General features: G+C 72.2%; 14 protein-coding genes and 1 pseudogene. 12 read left to right on the forward strand and 3 right to left on the reverse strand.

Translation table 11 applies throughout. The annotated features are described in order from the left end of the window. Window positions 1–9: 9 nt before the first annotated feature. The 6 genes and pseudogenes from ACZ6RC_RS12810 to ACZ6RC_RS12835 all read left to right on the forward strand — a co-directional run bounded on the left by ACZ6RC_RS12810 (window position 10) and on the right by ACZ6RC_RS12835 (window position 6,621). A complete protein-coding gene (locus tag ACZ6RC_RS12810; RefSeq protein WP_469581774.1) occupies window positions 10–1,275 on the forward strand; it encodes an extracellular solute-binding protein in 1,266 nt (421 codons plus the stop codon). Between the two features lie 34 nt (window positions 1,276–1,309). Continuing rightward, on the forward strand, window positions 1,310–2,224 hold the full coding sequence (locus ACZ6RC_RS12815) for a carbohydrate ABC transporter permease (protein WP_469581777.1): 915 nt from the start codon (window positions 1,310–1,312) through the stop codon (window positions 2,222–2,224). After that, window positions 2,224–3,141: a carbohydrate ABC transporter permease gene (locus ACZ6RC_RS12820; protein WP_469581780.1), complete on the forward strand. Its 918-nt coding sequence runs from the start codon at window positions 2,224–2,226 to the stop codon at window positions 3,139–3,141. The genes ACZ6RC_RS12815 and ACZ6RC_RS12820 overlap by 1 nt, the downstream gene beginning before the upstream one ends. A 6-nt stretch (window positions 3,142–3,147) precedes the next feature. Continuing rightward, the gene (locus tag ACZ6RC_RS12825; protein ID WP_469581783.1) at window positions 3,148–4,209 is read left to right on the forward strand and encodes an ROK family protein; all 1,062 of its coding nucleotides are present in this window, start codon (window positions 3,148–3,150) and stop codon (window positions 4,207–4,209) included. Window positions 4,210–4,490: 281 nt separating this feature from the next. Next, a pseudogene (locus tag ACZ6RC_RS12830) lies at window positions 4,491–5,165 on the forward strand (glycoside hydrolase family 20 zincin-like fold domain-containing protein); the annotation flags it as partial. A gap of 133 nt (window positions 5,166–5,298) precedes the next feature. Next, entirely contained in the window at window positions 5,299–6,621 is a 1,323-nt protein-coding gene (locus ACZ6RC_RS12835) for an RICIN domain-containing protein (protein WP_469581786.1), read from the forward strand. A 154-nt stretch (window positions 6,622–6,775) separates the two neighbouring features. On the opposite strand, the gene ligD is transcribed toward ACZ6RC_RS12835, so the two are convergent. Beyond that, window positions 6,776–7,798, reverse strand: coding sequence for a non-homologous end-joining DNA ligase (ligD, locus tag ACZ6RC_RS12840; RefSeq protein ID WP_469581789.1), 1,023 nt, complete (start codon window positions 7,796–7,798; stop codon window positions 6,776–6,778). A 52-nt stretch (window positions 7,799–7,850) separates the two neighbouring features. On the opposite strand from ligD, the gene ACZ6RC_RS12845 reads away from it, so the two are divergent. The 3 genes from ACZ6RC_RS12845 (at window position 7,851) to ACZ6RC_RS12855 (ending at window position 11,858) form a co-directional block, all read left to right on the forward strand. Next, on the forward strand, window positions 7,851–8,921 hold the full coding sequence (locus tag ACZ6RC_RS12845) for an ATP-dependent DNA ligase (RefSeq protein WP_391135339.1): 1,071 nt from the start codon (window positions 7,851–7,853) through the stop codon (window positions 8,919–8,921). Between the two features lie 501 nt (window positions 8,922–9,422). Then, window positions 9,423–9,620, forward strand: coding sequence for a hypothetical protein (locus ACZ6RC_RS12850; protein WP_391135963.1), 198 nt, complete (start codon window positions 9,423–9,425; stop codon window positions 9,618–9,620). Between the two features lie 150 nt (window positions 9,621–9,770). Next, on the forward strand, window positions 9,771–11,858 hold the full coding sequence (locus ACZ6RC_RS12855) for an MDR family MFS transporter (RefSeq protein ID WP_469581792.1): 2,088 nt from the start codon (window positions 9,771–9,773) through the stop codon (window positions 11,856–11,858). A gap of 15 nt (window positions 11,859–11,873) precedes the next feature. Here the strand turns inward: ACZ6RC_RS12855 and ACZ6RC_RS12860 are convergent, their stop codons facing one another. Next, window positions 11,874–12,332, reverse strand: coding sequence for a YchJ family protein (locus tag ACZ6RC_RS12860; RefSeq protein WP_469581797.1), 459 nt, complete (start codon window positions 12,330–12,332; stop codon window positions 11,874–11,876). Between the two features lie 141 nt (window positions 12,333–12,473). Between ACZ6RC_RS12860 and ACZ6RC_RS12865 the strand changes: the two genes are divergently transcribed. After that, entirely contained in the window at window positions 12,474–14,270 is a 1,797-nt protein-coding gene (locus tag ACZ6RC_RS12865) for an FAD-dependent oxidoreductase (protein ID WP_391135347.1), read from the forward strand. Between the two features lie 42 nt (window positions 14,271–14,312). Here the strand turns inward: ACZ6RC_RS12865 and ACZ6RC_RS12870 are convergent, their stop codons facing one another. Further along, complete coding sequence (locus ACZ6RC_RS12870) at window positions 14,313–14,702, reverse strand: VOC family protein (protein WP_469581801.1); 390 nt, start codon at window positions 14,700–14,702, stop codon at window positions 14,313–14,315. A 17-nt stretch (window positions 14,703–14,719) separates the two neighbouring features. Here ACZ6RC_RS12870 and ACZ6RC_RS12875 point away from each other — a divergent pair, with 17 nt between their 5' ends. Then, on the forward strand, window positions 14,720–16,063 hold the full coding sequence (locus ACZ6RC_RS12875; protein WP_469581805.1) for a 6-phospho-beta-glucosidase: 1,344 nt from the start codon (window positions 14,720–14,722) through the stop codon (window positions 16,061–16,063). Between the two features lie 58 nt (window positions 16,064–16,121). Then, on the forward strand, window positions 16,122–18,068 hold the full coding sequence (locus tag ACZ6RC_RS12880; protein WP_469581808.1) for a M64 family metallopeptidase: 1,947 nt from the start codon (window positions 16,122–16,124) through the stop codon (window positions 18,066–18,068). Window positions 18,069–18,092 lie beyond the last annotated feature (24 nt).

The raw sequence follows: 18,092 nt of genomic DNA on the forward strand, positions 1-18,092 counted from the left end.
GTACTGACCATGAACAAGCGGTTGATCACGGCGGCCTGTACGGGCGTACTCGGCGCCCTCGCCCTCACCGCCTGCGGCAGCGGCGGCGGCGGCGCGTCGGAGAACGGGGAGGTCACCCTGAAGCTGGTGGCGGCCGACTACGGCGACAAGGCCTCGAACAGCTCGACGGCCTACTGGAAGGACGTCGCGCAGCGCTTCACCGCCGCCCATCCGAAGATCAAGGTCGACGTCCAGGTGATCAACTGGAACGACATCGACTCCCAGGTCAAGACGATGATCCAGAGCGGCAACGTCCCGGACGTCCTCCAGACCGGCGGCTACGCCGACAAGGTCGCCGACGACCTGCTCTACCGGGCCGACGAGGTGCTGTCGGAGAAGACGCGCGCCAATCTGATCGACAGCTTCGCCAAGGCCGGCGAGGTCGACGGCACGCAGTACGGCATACCGTTCGTCTCCTCGGCGAGGGCCTTCTTCTACAACAAGACGGTCTTCGCCAAGGCCGGCGTCACCGAGGCCCCGAAGAGCTGGGACGACCTCAAGGCCGCCGCGCAGAAGATCAAGGCCAAGGTCCCCGGCGTCACCCCGTACGCGCTGCCGCTCGGCCCCGAGGAGGCCCAGGGCGAGTCGCTGATCTGGGAGCTCGGAAACGGCGGGGGGTTCACCGACGCCAAGGGCGCCTACACGCTGGACAGCAAGGCCAACGTCGAGGCGTTCGGCTGGCTGAAGTCGAACCTGGTCGCACCCGGGCTCACTTACGCCAACCCCGCGACGACGGACCGCAAGACCGCCTTCGCCGACTTCGCCGCCGGCAAGACCGCGATGCTCAACGGCCACCCGTCCCTGATCCAGATGTCCAAGGACGGCAAGGTCGACTACGGCGTCGCGCCCATCCCCGGCAGGACCGGGGCGCTGACCTCCACCCTCGGCGTCGCCGACTGGATGATGGCCTTCAAGGACAACGGCCACAAGGAAGAGGTCCGGCAGTTCCTCGACTTCGCGTACTCCAAGGAGAACACGCTGAAGTTCGACGAGATGTACAACCTGATGCCCGTCACCAAGGACACGCTCCAGGAGATGACCGGCAACGGCAGGCACAAGGACCTCGAGCCCTTCTTCGCCCTGCTGCCGAACGCGGTCTTCTACCCGCTGGGCGACACCTCGTGGGACGCCGTCTCGGCGGAGATCAAGAAGAGCGGCGGCACGGCGGTGAACGAACCAGCCAAGGTCCTGGGCGAGCTCCAGAAGAAGGCACAGAAGACGGTCTCCGACCAGTAGGCCCGCGCACCGCACCGTCACGGAAGGCACCTTCGTGTCCAGCACTTCATCCACCGACGGCTCCGGCCGCAAGGGCCGGGGCGGCCTGGCCCGGCTGGGGCCCCTGCCCTGGATCGGTCCGGCCGTCCTGCTCATCGTCCTGGTCGTGCTCTGGCCGGTCTACGAGATGGTCCGCACCTCGTTCCTGAAGATCAGCAGCAGCGGGTTCGTCCGCGGCTCGGCCGGCTTCGACAAGTACACGCAGCTGTTCGAGGAGCCGGCCCTGCCCTCGGTCGTCCTGTCGACCGTGGTGTGGACCCTGGTCGTGGTCACCGCCACCATGGTGATCTCCCTGGCCCTGGCCCAGCTCTTCAACCAGAGGTTCCCGGGCCGCCGCCTCACCCGCTGGGCGCTCATCGCGCCCTGGGCCGCCTCGGTCGTGATGACCGCCATCGGCTTCAAATGGATGCTCAACCAGACCGCCGGCGTCCTCAACACGCTGATGACCGACCTCGGGATCGTCGACGGCCCCAAGGACTGGCTGGGGGATCCCTCCACGGCCTGGCCCTGGATGATGTTCGTCGCCGTCTTCGTCTCCCTCCCGTTCACGACGTACACCCTGCTCGCGGGCTTGCAGACCATCCCCGCGGAGGTCTACGAAGCCGCCCGGGTGGACGGCACCAACACCTGGCAGACGTACCTGCGGATCACCCTGCCCCTGCTGCGGCCCGCGTTCCTCGTCGGCGTCGTCATCAACCTGATCAACGTCTTCAACTCGTTCCCCATCATCTGGAGCATGACCCGCGGCGGCCCGGACAGCGACACCGCCACCACCACCGTGTTCATGTACCAGCTCAAGAACTCCGACATCGGACAGTCCGCGGCGATGTCCGTCGTGAACTTCGCCCTCGTCGTGGTCATGGTCGTCGTCTTCCTCAAGGCCAGCCGCTGGAACCAGGAGGAGAACTGATGGCCCAGCACACCCTCGACCCCGCGAAGACCCCCCGGAAGGTCCCGCCCGCCCGCTCCGGCACGGGCGGCCCGCGGCCCGCCGTGTCCCGGGCCCCCCGCGCCCTGAACCCGCGGACCCTGCTGATCACCGCCGTCGCCTGGCTGCTCGCGGCCCTCTTCCTGATGCCGTACGCGGAGATGGTGATCACCGCGCTGCGGCCGGCGCACGAACTCCGCGACGCCACCTACCTGCCGAACGACTTCCAGTGGGCCAACTTCGTCGACGTCTGGCGGGAGTCCCACCTCGGGGACAACCTGCGGGTCACCCTGCTCGTCGCCGCCGGGTCCACCCTGCTGGTGCTGCTGGTCGCCATCCCCGCCGCGTACTACACCGCGCGCATGAGGTTCCGGGGGCGCAAGCTCTTCCTGCTGCTGGTGCTCATCACCCAGATGTTCCAGCCGACCTCGCTGCTCGTCGGCCTGTACCGCGAGTTCTACCAGCTGGACATGCTCAACTCCGTCTGGACGCTGATCCTCTGCAACGCGGCCTTCAACCTGGCCTTCGCGATCTGGATCCTCACCGCCTACTTCGCCTCCATCCCGGAGGCCCTGGAGGAGTCGGCCATGATCGACGGGCTGGGACGGGGAGGCGCGCTGCTGCGGATCACCCTGCCGCTCGCCATGCCGGGGGTCGTCACCGCGATGATCTTCACCTTCATCGCGGCGTGGAACGAGTTCGTCATGGGGCTGACGCTCTCCACCATGCCGGAGAACCAGCCGCTGACGGTCGGCATCAACAGCTTCATCGGCAACTACACCGTCCAGTGGAACTACCTGTTCGCCGGTTCGGTCATCGCCATCGTGCCCGTCGTCATCCTGTTCGCGCTCATCGAGCGGAAGGTCGTCTCCGGCCTCACCGCCGGCTCCGTCAAGTAGCCACCCGTGAACACGACCGTACGCGGGGAGCGGGTGCCGTCGGCGGAGGCGACCCGCCCGCGGCCGCCGGCGCGACGACGCCGACGGCCCGACCGCGAGACCGTGATCGCCCTCCAGGTGGGCGGCGCCTTCATCCAGGGATGCGCGCTGGGGCCCGACGGGGAACCGCGCCACCGGGAACGCTGGTTCACCCGGCCCCAGCGCGGGCCGGACGCCGTCGTGGACAGCGTCCTCGCCTGCGCCGCCGCCCTCGCCGAGCGCTGCCGTCCCACGGCCGTGGGGGTGGCCCTTCCCGGCACCGTCGACGCCGCGACGGGGCGGGCGGTCCGCGCCACCGCGCTGGGTTGGCGGGGCGTCCCGATCGGGGACTGGACGGCCGAGCACCTGGACCTGCCCGTCGCCGTCGGCCACGAGGCGGTGGCGGGAGGGCTCGCCGAGGCCCGCGCGGGAGCCGGCGCCGACTGCCGGTCCTTCCTCTACGTCTCGGTGGGCGACGGCATCGCCGCGGCGGCCTTCGTCGACGGCCGGGCCGTCCCCGCCGGACCTCGCGGAACGGCGGAGTTCGGCCACCTCGTGGTGCGTCCGGAGGGCGGCGAAGCCTGCCACTGCGGTCGCCACGGATGCCTGGAGACCATCGCCTCCACCACCGCCGTCACACGACGGTACGGACGGCGGACCGGATGGCGCGGAATCACCGCCCGCGAGGTCTACCACCGCGCCGAGGCCGGGGATCCGGACGCCCGGGCGGTCTGTACGGACGCCCTGGACGCCCTGGCCGGCGCCCTGGCGACCGCGGTCGGCCGCCATGCCCCGGAGCGGGTCGTGCTCGCCGGCGAGCAGGCCACGGCGGGGGCGGGGGGCCTCGCCTCGCTGCGGGCGGCTCTCGGGGACCGACTCTCGTCACCCGCCGGGCCGGATCTCCGGCTCGCGCGGTACGGCGACCTGGCGGCCTGTGTGGGCGCGGCGTTCATGGCCCGGGACATGGCCCGTGACGCGTCTTGGGACATGACGGGTCAAAGAGACGGAAGTTCTGCCCTCCAAGGGCTTGACGCCCTCCTCACCCCCTGACACCTTTTGACTGAAGTTGCGCACAACGCACAAGGTTGAAGCAACTGTAAGCACAACCCATGCTCCCGCGCTGTGCCCCGATGAGTACCTCTCACGCAGGGCTCACGGCACGCCGGGACATCGACGGCCGGTACGCGTCCCCGCGGGACGCCGGACGGACCCCTGACGGTCCGGCATCCGGCGGACGGGACCACGCCCCACCGTCGCCCGGCGCGCATCGCGCCCTCTTGGCCGCCCTCCCCCGGGGCGGCCCCGTGCCCTTCCGTCCGAAGGAGTCAATCATGCGCTGGTCGAACCGACGCGGCAGATGTCTCGCCGCACTCGCCACCGCCGCCCTCTCCCTGCCGCTGCTGCCGGCGACGGCCTCGCAGGCGGCGGTCGCTCCCCCCGAGCCCACCGCCGCCCCCTACGCCCTCGTGCCGCAGCCGGTCTCCCAGGAGGCGGTGGAAGGCAAGGGGTTCACGCTCACCCCCGCGACCCGCATCACCGTCCTGTCGAAGAACCCGGCGGCGGTGGGCGTCGGCAGGTACCTCTCCCAGCAGCTCGCCCCGGCCACCGGCCACTCCCTGCCGGTCGTCACGGCGCCCCGGGCGGCGCGGCAGTCCGTCGTCCTCGACCCGAACGGCCCCAAGAAGCTGGGCGCCGAGGGATACACCCTGACGTCGGACAAGAACAGCGTCGTCGTGCGGGCCCAGGGCGCGGAGGGCCTGTTCCGCGGCGTGCAGACGCTGCGCCAGCTCTTCCCCGCCAAGGTGGAGTCGCGCACCCGGCAGGCCGGTCCCTGGACCGTCGCCCCCGCACGGATCTCCGACGCGCCCCGTTACGCGTACCGCGGGGCGATGCTGGACACCGCCCGCCGTTTCTACCCCGTCGACCAGGTCAAGCGCTTCATCGACCAGGCGGCCGCGTACAAGATCAACACGCTGCATCTGCACCTGACGGACGACCAGGGCTGGCGCATCGCCATCGACGAGATCCCCGAGCTGACGAAGATCGGGGCCAGCACGCAGAGCGGCCACACCGGCGGCAAGGGCTGGTCACTCGGCGAAGGACTACAAGGAGATCGTCTCCTACGCCACGTCCCGCTTCATGACCGTGGTCCCCGAGATCGACGGCCCCGGCCACACCCAGGCGGCGCTCGCCTCGGTGCCCGGACTGAATTGCGACGACAAGGCGAAGCCGCCCTACTCCGGCTTCGACGTCGGCATCAGCCTCTACTGCCTCGAGGACCCCAAGCACACAACCAACATGCGCCGCTTCGTGAACACCGTCGTCAGGGCGGTGGCCAAGCTCACCCCCGGCCCCTACGTCCACCTCGGCGGCGACGAGACCCCGCAGGCCACCCCGGAGCAGTACGCCGCCTACGTCAAGGCGGCCACCTCGGCGACCACCGGGCGAGGGAAGACCGTGATGGGCTGGCACCAGCTCGGCCAGGCCACGATCCCCGCCGGCAGCCTCATGCAGTACTGGGGCGAGGAGGACGACCGGGAGAGCGTCGGCACGGCGGACGAGACCGAGAGCATCCGCTTCGTCCGCAACGGAGTCGCCCAGGGCGCCAGGTTCGTGATGTCGCCCTCCGACCACGCGTACCTGGACATGAAGTACGACGTGACCACCCCCTACGGGCTGAGCTGGTCCGGCTACGTGCCGGTGCGGCGGTCCTACGAGTGGGACCCGACCACGGCCACCGCCAAGATGGACGGCACCGGCTCGGTCGTCCCGGCCGGGCAGATCGCCGGCGTCGAGGCCGCCCTGTGGGCCGACCGCGCCTACGAGGGGAGCAGCGCGCTGCCGACCCCGGCCACCCGCTGGCCCCAGCCCTCCGAGTACACCGACTTCATGAGCTTCCCCCGCCTTCCCGCCCTCGCCGAGGTCGGCTGGACGCAGCAGTCCGCCCGCGACTGGAACGGCTTCCGCCAGCGCCTGGCGGCGCACGGACCCCGCTGGACCGCGGCCGGCATCGGCTTCTACCAGGCTCCGGGCGTCCCCTGGCCGGGCAAGGGCACGACCGTGGAGGGCGCGCACAGCGTCGAGACCGGAGGCAAGGCCCTGGACAACCCGGGCGGCTCCACCGGCTCCGGGACGGCCATGGTCCTCTGGGCGCCGAACCGCGGCGGTAACCAGACCTGGACGTTCGCCCCTCGGTCTGACGGCGTCTACACCCTGACGAACAAGACGTCCGGGATGTGCGCGGACGCCGGGGCAGGTACCGCGGGCGCCGCCCTCGTCCAGCGGCCGTGCTCGGACGCGCCCGGTCAGGGCTGGAAGGTCACCGAGCTCGACGACGGCGACCACACCATCGCCTCGGCCGCGAACGGTCTGGTGCTCACCGCCGCCTCCGCCACCGACGGCGCCCAGGTGACCCTGCGGGAGGACACCGGCGCGGAGCTGCAGCGCTGGTCGATCGACTGATCCGACGGGCCGGGCCGATCGTCCCCGCCGGGACCCCTCCTCCTGGCCGGGATGGAACGCCCCGGTCCGGGCGGGCCTCGCGCCCGCCCGGGCCGGGGCGGCGTCATGACGGCCTCCGGACGACCGTGCCACCCCGGGGCGCGAGGCGCGGCCCTCAGTCCGCCGCCTTCCTGGCCCGGCTGGGCTGCACCCGCTTCGGCTCGCCCGGCATCTTGGGGTACTCCGGCGGGTAGGGCAGGTCTCCCAGTCCGTGGTCGGCCTCGTCGCGGCGGGCGAGGTCGAGGAGGGTCTCCAGGCCGAACCGGTGGTCGTCCATGTCCGCGTGGACGTCGCCGGCCTCGGCGTACCGGACCGGCATCGTCTTGATGTCGAAGTCCTCCGGAACGGCGTCGTCGACCTCCTCCCAGCGCAGCGGCGCGGAGACCGGTGCGTGCGGCCGGGGACGTACCGAGTAGGCGGAGGCGATGGTGCGGTCGCGGGCGGTCTGGTTGTAGTCGACGAAGATCTTCTCGCCGCGCTCCTCCTTCCACCACTTGGTCGTGACGCGCTCCGGCATGCGGCGTTCCAGCTCCCGCCCGCAGGCGATCGCGGCCCGGCGGACCTGGGTGAAGGTCCACCGGGGTTCGATCGGCACGAAGACGTGCAGGCCGCGGCCGCCGGACGTCTTGGGCCAGCCGCGCAGCCCGGCCTCGTCGAGGACGGTGCGCAGTTCGTGGGCGGCGCGCACGGCGTCGGCGTAGTCCGTGCCCGGCTGCGGGTCGAGGTCGATGCGCAGCTCGTCGGGGTGCTCGGTGTCGTCGCGCCGGACCGGCCAGGGGTGGAAGGTGACCGCGCCGAGGTTGGCGGCCCAGATGACGGCGGCGGGCTCGGTGGGGCACATCTCGTCGGCGGAACGGCCGCTGGGGAAGGTGATGTGCGCGGTCGGGATCCACTCCGGGAGGTACTTCGGGGCGCGCTTCTGGAAGAACGACTCGCCGGTCACCCCGTCGGGGTAGCGCTCCAGGGTCGTGGGCCGGTTGCGCAGGGCGCGGGTGATGCCCTCACCGACGGTCAGGTAGTAGGTGACCATGTCGAGCTTGGTGTAGCCGCGCTCGGGAAAATACACCTTGCCCGGATTGGACACGCGTACGGTCCGCTCGCCGACTTCCAGTTCCACCGCTGCCGCCTTGCCTGCCATGCGTGTCAGCGTAGGGCTCGCCGACAATCCCCGCATACCGGACAATCGACCCATGGATCTGCCGGTGATGCCGCCCGTGAAACCGATGCTGGCCAAGTCGGTGAAGAAGATTCCGCCGGGGATGCAGTACGAGGCGAAGTGGGACGGCTTCCGCGCCATCGTGCACCGCGACGGTCCCGAGCTGGTCATCGGCAGCCGTACGGGCAAACCGCTGACCCGGTACTTCCCGGAGCTGGCCGAGGCGCTGGCCGCCCGGCTGCCGCGGCGGTGCGTGGTCGACGGCGAGATCGTGATCGAGCACGGCGGCCGCCTCGACTTCGACCGGCTCAGCGAACGGATCCACCCCGCGGACTCGCGGGTCCGGATGCTGGCCGAGAGGACGCCCTCGCGGTTCATCGCCTTCGACCTGCTCGCCCTCGGCGACGAGTCCCTGCTCGACGCGCCCTTGACGGCGCGCCGGGCCGCCCTGGAGGAGATCCTGCGCGGGGTGGACGCACCGGTCCACCTGGCGCCCGCGACGACGGACCCGGAGGTGGCGGCGCGCTGGTTCGAGCAGTACGAGGGGGCGGGCCTGGACGGCGTGATCGCCAAACCGCTGAACGTGCCGTACCGGCCGGACGAGCGGCTGATGTACAAGATCAAGCACGAGCGGACGGCCGACGCCGTGGTCGCGGGATACCGCTTCCACAAGAGCGGGCCGATCGTCGGCTCGCTCCTGCTCGGCCTGTACGACGACGCCGGCACCCTCCAGCACGTCGGCGTCTGCGCGGCGTTCACGGCCAGGCGGCGGGCGGAGCTGGTCGAGGAGCTGGAGCCGCTGCGGATGGACCCGCCCACCGGGCACCCCTGGGCGATGTGGACCGAGGAGTCCGCCCACGAGGGCGCGCGGCTGCCGGGGGCGCCGAGCCGCTGGTCGGGCAAGAAGGACCTGTCCTGGGTGGCGCTGCGGCCGGAACGGGTCTGCGAGGTCGGTTACGACCACATGGAGGGCGACCGGTTCCGCCACACCGCGCAGTTCAAGCGGTGGCGCCCGGACCGTACGCCGGAGTCCTGCGGGTACGCCCAGCTGGAGGAGCCCGTGTCGTACGACCTGTCCGAGGTGCTGTCGGCGTCGGAGACGTAGGCGCAGGCGTAGACGGAGGCGTAGGCGGAGGCGTCAGGGGGTGCGGAAGGGGCGCAGGGGGGTGCGGGGCGGGGGCGCGGGGCGCACGGATCGGCGGTCTGGCGACCCGTCAAGCGGCGGGAAAGCAAGGTGAGATGCTTCACATTCCCCCTTGATCGAACTGCCGCCGGATGCGGAATCCCGTCTCGCTGTTCGACGAACGCCCGGGCGGCCGGGGGCGCCGGCCCGGCCCGAAGATCGCCCCGCGCGTCACGCACCTGCGAGAACGTCCCGCGCCACCCGTCCGCCCCTCCGGCGCGCCCGCCGGGACCCGGCCCGCCCACCGCGCCGAGCGACTCGCGGACCGTTGCCCGCCGGAGACATCCCCGTCGACGGACCCTCATCCTCATCCGGTACGTATGTAGGGAGACCCCACCTCCGCACCGGACCCACAAGGACTGACCAGTGATCACCTCGCCCTCGCGCCTCGTTCCCGTCCCGATCCCCGACCGTGTGGCCGCGATGATCGGTTCCTGCCTGCCGCTGCACGTCCTGCAGGCGGAGGTCGACGCCGACAGCGCGGCGCGCGAGGTGTACCGGTTCCGCGGGCCGCTCTGCGCGGAGGACCGGGCGGACCGCGAGCACGCCCTGTCGACACTGGCCCGCGCCAACAAGATCCTGGCCAAGCACCACCCGCTGCTCCCGGTGGGCCCGATGTGACGTCCCCGCGCCGTCGGGCGCGGCCCGGTGCGCGTCCGGGGCTCCACCGGACGCGAGAGCCGTAGCGACCGCCGGTACGACCGCCGGGGCCCGTACCGGTTCGGCGGTCCCCCGCATGCGTGGCCCGGCGGCCGGTGTGAGGCTGCCAGAGTGACCACCCGCAGCGAAGCCGCGCCCGCGCCCCCGGCCACCGGGCCCCCCGTGCTCGACGGACGCCGTCGCAACATCGTCTTCGGCACGATCATGCTCGGCGTGCTCCTGGCCGCCCTGGACCAGACGATCGTCGGCACCGCCCTGCCGACGATCGTCTCGGACCTGGGCGGCGCGGCCCACATGTCGTGGGTGGTCACCGCGTACCTGCTGGCCGAGACGGTGGCGACCGTCCTGGTCGGGAAGTTCGGCGATCTCTTCGGCCGCAAGCTGATCTTCCAGATCTCCGCGATCGTCTTCATCACCGGTTCGTTCCTCTGCGGACTTGCCACCAACATGACGCTGCTGATCGCCTGGCGCGGTCTGCAGGGCATCGGCGCCGGCGGTCTGATGGTCACCTCGATGGCGCTGATCGCCGATGTGATCCCGTTGCGCGAACGCGGCAAGTACCAGGGCGCGATCGGGGCGGTCTTCGGCGTCTCCACCGTCATCGGCCCCCTGCTCGGCGGTCTCTTCACCGACCACCTGACCTGGCGCTGGGCGTTCTACGTCAACGTGCCGATCGCGATCCTCGTCGTCATCGCCGCCGCCCGCACCATCCCCTCCGTACGCTCGGCCAGCCGCCCGGTCATCGACTACGCCGGCATCGCGCTGGTCGCCGTCGGCTCCAGCGCCCTGATCCTGGCGACGAGTTGGGGTGGCAACGAGTACGCCTGGGGCTCCCCCGTGATCATCGGGCTCTTCGCCGGCGGTCTGGTCGCGCTGGCGCTCTTCTGCCGGGTGGAGACCCGGGCTGCGGAACCGATGCTGCCCATGCGGCTGTTCGCCAACCCGGTCTTCACCGTCTGCTCGGTGCTGAGCTTCGTCGTCGGCTTCGCCATGCTCGGCGCGATGACCTTCCTCCCGACGTACCTCCAGTACGTCGACGGGGACTCCGCCACCGTCTCCGGCATCCGGACCCTCCCCATGGTCGTCGGTCTGCTCATCGCCTCGATCTTCAGCGGCAACGTGGTGAGCAAGACCGGCCATTACCGGATCTTCCCGATCCTGGGCTGCGCGGTGATGGGTCTCGGCCTGTTCCTGCTCTCCCTGATGGGCACGGACACCGGCACGTGGTGGGAGTCGCTGTTCATGTTCGTGCTGGGGGTCGGCATCGGTCTGTGCATGCAGGTGCTGACGATCGCGGTGCAGAACACCGTGGAGTACGCCGACCTCGGCACCGCCACCTCGGGCGTCACCTTCTTCCGTACGCTCGGCAGCGCCTTCGGCACGGCCGTCTTCGGGACGATCTACGCCAACGCGCTGCGGCCCAACCTGGCGGAGGGGACCGGCGCCGCGGCAGCGGTCCCCGGCGCACCGGACCCGTCCGTCGTCACCGGGGCCGCCCAGAGCCCGGCCGGGCTGCACGGGCTGCCGGACGAGGTGGCGGCGCCGATCGTCCAGGCGTACGCGGACACCCTCCACACGGTCTTCCTGTGGACGGTGCCGGTCGCCGCCGTCGGCTTCGTCGTGTCGCTCTTCCTCAAGCAGGTGAAGCTGCGGGACACGGCCCGGGCCTCGGCCCCCGACATGGGCGAGGGCTTCGCCTCCCCGACCACCTCGGGCGACTCGGCGAAGCTGCTGGAGCTCTCCGTCGGCCGGATCATGCGCAAGACCGACCTGGACACCGCCCGGCGGGTCGTCGCCGGCTCCGACACCCGGCTCGACCCGGCGGGGGCGTGGGCGGTGATGCAGGTCGAGCTCTTCACGCGGATGGTCGGGCACGCGAGCCTCGGCCTGATCTCGGCGGGGCGCCGGCTGCCTCCGGAGGTACTGCTCCCGGTCTTCGACCGGATGGTGGACGAAGGGTTCCTCACGCGGGACGGCACGCTGCTCTCGCACACCCCGGCGGGCCGGCGCGAGGCCGACGTGATCACCCACGCCTGGTCGGACTGGCTGACCGCCCGGATCGAACAGGAACGCGGCCGCCCGAGCGGACCGGAACTGCGGGCGGCGACGGACGCGATCGCCAAGAAGCTGGTGGCGGAGGATCTCGCGAACGGCTTCCCCCCGGGCCGCCGCACCCCGGCGGACGTCACGACCGGCTGAACGGGCCCGCGAGGGTCACTCCTCGTCGAGGAAGTCTCCGTCGACGTACACCCACGCCCCCTCGTGGCGGGTGAAGCGGCTGCGCTCGTGGAGGGAGCCCGGGGCGCCGGCCTGGGTGTAGTGGGCGAGGAAGGTCACCGTGCCCCGCTGGTGGAACGCCGTGCCGTCGGACGTCGCGCGGATCTCCAGGCCCGTCCAGCGCAGGGACGGATCGAAGTCCACGGCGGCGGGGCGGGTCTCCGGCGCCCAGGTGCGCAGCAGGTACGCCTCGTCGCGGACGACGAAGGCGCAGTAGCGGGAGCGCATGAGGAGTTCGGCCGTGGGGGCCGCCGGGGTCATGGTCTTACCCGCGGAGTGGAAGCGGCCGCAGCACGCTCCGTACGCGGCGGCGAGCCCGCAGGGGCAGGGCGCGTCCGGGGTGACGGACGGTGCGGCCGGGGTGGACTTCTTCGGGCGGGTGGCGCGTCGGGACATGCGCCCATTGTGTCCCGGGACGGGAGGGGCGGGATCGCGCCATGTGTACGGGCGGGCCCGCGCGATGCTTCCGGGGGCCGACGGGCGCCCGTATGCTCCTGCGCCGGACATCAGGGTTACCACCGGTAAAGGGGTTGGGGCATGGAGCGTGGGTCACGTTCACGTCGGACCTTCGTCGCGGGGGCGGCCGCCGTCACCGGCGGGGTCGCGCTCGGCGCCGTACCGGCCGCCGAGGCGCGGGCGCAGACAGCGGCGACCCGGTCGGGCACGCGGGCACCGGCCTCCGTCGCCGTCCTCGGCGGCGGGGTCGCGGGCCTCACCGCCGCCCACGAACTGGCCGAGCGCGGCTTCCGCGTCACCGTCTACGAACGCCGGGCGCTGGGCGGCAAGGCCCGCTCCATGGACGTCCCCGACAGCGCGCGCGGCGGCCGGCGGCCGCTCCCCGCCGAACACGGCTTCCGCTTCATCCCGGGCATCTACCACAACCTGCCGGACACGATGCGGCGCATCCCCTTCCCCGGCAACCCCCACGGCGTCTGGGACAACCTCGTCGCCCCCGCCGAGATGGCCTTCGCCCGCACCGGCCGCGAGGACCTGCGCATCCCCCTCCCCTGGCCCGGCCACCGGCCGGCCGAGCTGACCCTCGACGAGATCCGCCGCGCGCTCACCGCGCTCCTGGAGACCGCGAGTTCCATCCCGCTCCACGAGGCGGCGTACTTCGTCAACCGCTTCCTCGTCTTCCTCACCAGCTGCGACGAGCGCCGCGACCAGGCGTGGGAACGGACCCCCTGGTGGGAGTTCCTGCGCGCCGAACGGATGAGCTACGACTACCAGCGCATCCTGGCCGTCGGACTGACCCGCAACATCGTGGCGACCAAGGCCGAGGAGGCCAGCACCCGCACGGTCGCCACCCTCCTGGAGGCCTTCGCCTTCAACGCCCTGGGACGCGGCGCCGACGGACCCCTCGACCGGATCCTGAACCTGCCCACGAACGAGGCCTGGATCGACCCGTGGGTCGCCCATCTGACCTCGCTCGGCGTGGAGTTCCGCGTCGGCTGGACCGTACGGGAGATGGCGTACGACGCCGGGGCCGGGCGGATCTCCGCCGCGGTGATCGAGGACCCGCAGGGGGCCCGCCGTCAGGTGACCGCCGACCACTACATCTCCGCGATGCCGGTGGAACACGCCCGGCGGACCTGGGGCGCCGCCCTGCGCGCCGCGGACCCGCAGCTGGCGCGGTGCGACCGGCTGGAGACCGACTGGATGACGGGCATCCAGTTCTATCTGACCGAACGCGCCCCGCTGCTCGCCGGCCACGCCAACCTCATCGACTCGCCCTGGTCCCTGACCTCGATCCAGCAGGCCGGCCACTGGCCGTCCCGGCACTTCCCGGCCGACTACGGCGACGGGGCCGTCGTCGACTGCCTCTCGGTGGACATCTCGGAGTGGGACCGGCCGGGCATCCTCTACGGCAGGACCGCCAAGCAGTGCACCCGCGCCGAGGTCGCCCGGGAGGTGTGGGCGCAGCTGAAGGCCGCCTTCAACGACACCGGCCGTACGGTCCTGAAGGACGGCGCCCTGCACTCCTGGTTCCTCGACCCCGGCGTCGACGGCCTCGGCACCCCGAACCCGACCAACGAGGACCAGCTCCTGATCCACCCGGTCGGCACCTTCCACAACCGCCCGCGGGCGGCGACGGCGGTCCCGAACTTCTATCTGGCCGGCGACTACGTGGCCGTGGACATCGACCTGGCCACGATGGAGGGGGCGAACGCCTCGGCCCGCCAGGCCGTCAACGCCCTGCTGGACCGTACGCACTCCCCCGCCGCACGGTGCGCGGTGAAGCCGCTCTTCCGGGCCCCGGAGCTGGAAGGTCTCAAGCGCCACGACCGGCTGCGCTACCGACTGGGCCTGCGCAACGCCCTCGACGTGGGCTGATCCCGCCCGGCCCGGGGAGCCGCGAGCTCCGTGCGCCCCGCCTCAGGGCCGGTAGCGCAGCGGATGCTCCTCGGGCACCTCCACGACGGCGATCCGGACCCCGTCGGGGTCCGCGAGCCACATCTCGACCAGGCCCCAGGGTTCGGTCACCGGCTCCCGCACCACCTCCACGTCCTTGCCCCGCAGCTCCTCGCGGACCGCGCGCACATCGGCGACCTGCATCCAGAGCCGCAGCTCGGGCGGCTCCGTCGGTGCGGCGGCGACCCGGCCGGACACCTCCAGGAACCCGCCGCCGAGGAAATAGACCGTCCCCCGCTCGGGGCCGGTGCCGAACTCGCGGTACACCGCAAGCCCGAGCGTCTCGCCGTAGAAGCGACGGGACGGCTCGGGATCGGCCGGACGAAGCAGAATCCTGCTGCTCAGTACATGCATCCGAGTAGCGTACGACCATGAAACTGACGATTCTCGGAGGCGGCGGATTCCGGGTGCCGCTCGTGTACGGCGCCCTGCTCGGGGACCACGCGGAGGGCCGGGTCGACCGTGTGACGCTGTACGACCTCGACGCCGGCCGGCTCTCGGCCGTCGCCCGGGTCCTCGCCGAGCAGGGGGCCGGGGTGCCGGACGCCCCCGAGGTCACCGCGACCACCGATCTCGACGAGGCGCTGCGCGGGGCCGACTTCGTCTTCTCGGCGATCCGGGTCGGCGGCCTGGAGGGGCGGGCCGCCGACGAGCGGATCGCGCTCGCCGAGGGGGTCCTCGGCCAGGAGACGGTCGGCGCGGGCGGGATCGCGTACGGGCTGCGGACCGTACCGGTCGCCTCGCACATCGCGCGGCGCGTCGCCGAACTGGCCCCCGAAGCCTGGGTCATCAACTTCACCAACCCGGCCGGGCTGGTCACCGAGGCGATGTCCCGGATCCTCGGCGACCGGGTGATCGGCATCTGCGACTCCCCCGTGGGCCTCGGCCGCCGGGTGGCCCGCGTCCTCGGCGCCGACCCGGACGAGGCCTGGATCGACTACGTCGGCCTGAACCACCTCGGCTGGCTGCGCGGCCTGCGCGTCGGCGGGCACGACGTCCTGCCCCGGCTGCTCGCCGACGAAGAGGCCCTCGGCTCCTTCGAGGAGGGCCGGCTGTTCGGCCCGGAGTGGCTGCGCACGCTGGGCGCGATCCCCAACGAGTACCTGCACTACTACTACTTCAACCGCGAGGCGGTCCGCGCCTACCGGCAGACGGAGCGGACCCGCGGCGCGTACCTCCGCGAGCAGCAGGCCGGTTTCTACGAGGAGATGGGCAAGCCGGACACGCCCGCCCTGGCGACCTGGCGGCGTACCCTCGCCGACCGCGAGGCGACCTACATGGCGGCCAACCGGGAGGCGGCGGGCGTCGGCGAGCGCGACGAGGACGATCTGGAGTCGGGAGGCTACGAGAAGGTGGCGTTGGCCCTGATGCGGGCCATCGCCCGCAACGAACGGGCCACGCTGATCCTCAACGTCCGCAACCGCACGACCCTGTCGGTGCTGGACGCGGACGCCGTCGTCGAGGTCCCCTGCTTCGTGGACGCGGCCGGCGCCCATCCGGTCTCCGTCTCCCCGCTGCCGTACCACGCGGTGGGCCTGGTGACGGCGGTCAAGGCGGTCGAACGCGAGGTGCTCGCCGCGGCGGAGAGCGGGTCGAGGGGAACCGCGGTCAAGGCGTTCGCGCTGCATCCGCTGGTCGACTCGGTGTCCGTGGCGCGTCGGCTGGTCGACGGATACACCGCCGAGCACGCCGGACTCGCCTACCTCCGGCGCTGATCCGTACGGCCGACGAACGTCTTTACGCCCCCGGGGGCACGGCATACGCTCGCGCCCCATGACCTTTCCTGGCACACGTCTGCGCAGGGCGGCGGCCGTCCTCGGAGCGGCCGGTCTGCTGACCACCGCGCTGGTGGCGGCGGGACCGGCCGTCGCCGAACCGGCCCCCGCCCCGCGCCCCGGCTCCCCCGCCCTCGGTTCCGCCGCGCACTCCGTCACGGCGGGGGCCACCGTCGTCCCCGTCCAGAGCACCGGTCCGGCCGCCAAGCGGTTCAACCTGGTGGTCATGGGCGACGGCTACACGGCGGAGGAGAAGGGCGAGTTCCGGGCGGACGTCGATAAGCACCTGAGCGTCCTGTGGAGCATCGAACCCTTCGCCTCCTACCGTTCGTACGTCAACGTCTGGGCGGTGGAGCTCCCTTCGCCCGAGTCGGGCGTCGACTGCGACCCGGGCCTCGACGCACCGGCCCGGGACACCCCGCTGAACATGGGCTTCTGGGGCGGCTGCGACCCGGAGAGCGTCCAGCGGCTCCTGACGGTCGACAGCGGCCGGGCCGCCGCGCTCGCCGATCTCGTCCCCGGCACCAGCGCCGCCAACCGGCAGATCGTGGCGCTCGCGAACAGCGACACCTACGGCGGCGCGGGCGGCAGCTACGCCACCGCGTCGGGCGGCAACGCCCTCTCCTCCCTCATCACACCGCACGAGATCGGCCATTCGCTCGGCGGACTCCAGGACGAGTACGACTACTACGCCCGGGGCGTCCCCGGCGGCGCTTACTCCGGTCCGGAGCCCGCCTCGGCGCACCACACCCTGCTGACCGAGCGGGAGATGCGGGAGAAGCGCGCCAAGTGGTGGCGTTGGCTGGGCGAGGAAAGCGAGTCCGGCGGGACCGTCGGCCGGTACGAAGGCGGCCTCTACACCACCCAGGGCGTCGGCCGGCCGAGCAGGCACTCCCTGATGAAGACGCTCGGCTACGCCTTCGACCAGGTGGAGCGGGAGGTGATGGTCCAGGCGATCTCGGCGAAGGTGAACCTGCTCCAGGACCACACGCCGAACACCGCGCCGCTCGGGGACGACCGGACGGTGTGGGTGGAGACCCTGCACCCGGTGGGCGGCGCCCTCGACGTGGTGTGGCGGCTGGACGGGCGGCCCCTGCGCACCGGCGGCGCCCGCTCGCTGGACCTGCGCGCGCTCCGCCTGGCTCCGGGGACGCACGCGCTGACGGCGACGGTGAGCGACCCGACCCCGTTCGTCCGCGACCCCGCGATCCGGGCGTCGGCCGCCCTGACCCGGAGCGTCGGCTGGACCGTGGACACCGCGCTCACCACGCCCCGGGACACCACGAACCCCGCGTTCACCGGACATACCCCGACGGCCTCCCCGGTCGGGGCGCGGTCGGTGGTCCACGCCGACACGACCCGTCCGGCGCACTACGCCCCCGCCGTGCGATGGGCCCTCGACGGGCGGCCCGTCGCCACCCCGGGCAACGACCGCGATCTCGACCTGGGAGCGCTGCGGCTCTCCCCCGGGACGCACACGCTGACGGCCCGCATCCCCGGCACGCCCGCCGCGTTGCGGTGGACGGTGGACGCCCGTCCCGCCACCGCGTCGTACGCGCTCTCGCCCCCGCTGCGCACGGTGCGTCGCCCCGGCCGGCCGGTGGAGCACGTCTACGACGGGGAGTTCACGATGGGGCTGTCCGCCCGGGACGACCGGCAGGGCGCGGTGGTCAGCCAGTTCCGGGTGGACGGCGACGGCTGGTACACGTACTACGGCTGGCCGACGGACGCCGACGGGCCGTTCCGCTTCTCACCCGGCGGTACCGTCGTCGACGGTCTCGTCTACGGCAAGCTCGGCCGGAGCCGGGCGGTGCCGTGGGACGACGCGACGCCCGACTACGGCACGCACAGGGTGGAGTACCGCACGATCGACGCGGCGGGGAACATCGCACCGGCGCGGACGTTCCTCGTCACCCTGGTGAAGCCGGGCGGCGGACAGGGCTGACGGCGCCGCCGGCCGGAACCGCCT

This window comes from Streptomyces sp. NPDC048353 (assembly GCF_055587165.1).

Bases quoted from the DNA above. Each gene is read 5' to 3' on its own strand.
- ACZ6RC_RS12810 (WP_469581774.1), top strand. From the start codon at position 10: ATGAACAAGCGGTTGATCACGGCGGCCTGTACGGGCGTACTCGGCGCC.
- ACZ6RC_RS12820 (WP_469581780.1), top strand. From the start codon at position 2,224: ATGGCCCAGCACACCCTCGACCCCGCGAAGACCCCCCGGAAGGTCCCG.
- ACZ6RC_RS12835 (WP_469581786.1), top strand. From the start codon at position 5,299: ATGACCGTGGTCCCCGAGATCGACGGCCCCGGCCACACCCAGGCGGCG.
- ligD (WP_469581789.1), bottom strand. From the start codon at position 7,798: ATGGCAGGCAAGGCGGCAGCGGTGGAACTGGAAGTCGGCGAGCGGACC.
- ACZ6RC_RS12845 (WP_391135339.1), top strand. From the start codon at position 7,851: ATGGATCTGCCGGTGATGCCGCCCGTGAAACCGATGCTGGCCAAGTCG.
- ACZ6RC_RS12850 (WP_391135963.1), top strand. From the start codon at position 9,423: ATGATCGGTTCCTGCCTGCCGCTGCACGTCCTGCAGGCGGAGGTCGAC.
- ACZ6RC_RS12860 (WP_469581797.1), bottom strand. From the start codon at position 12,332: ATGTCCCGACGCGCCACCCGCCCGAAGAAGTCCACCCCGGCCGCACCG.
- ACZ6RC_RS12865 (WP_391135347.1), top strand. From the start codon at position 12,474: ATGGAGCGTGGGTCACGTTCACGTCGGACCTTCGTCGCGGGGGCGGCC.
- ACZ6RC_RS12870 (WP_469581801.1), bottom strand. From the start codon at position 14,702: ATGCATGTACTGAGCAGCAGGATTCTGCTTCGTCCGGCCGATCCCGAG.
- ACZ6RC_RS12875 (WP_469581805.1), top strand. From the start codon at position 14,720: ATGAAACTGACGATTCTCGGAGGCGGCGGATTCCGGGTGCCGCTCGTG.
- ACZ6RC_RS12880 (WP_469581808.1), top strand. From the start codon at position 16,122: ATGACCTTTCCTGGCACACGTCTGCGCAGGGCGGCGGCCGTCCTCGGA.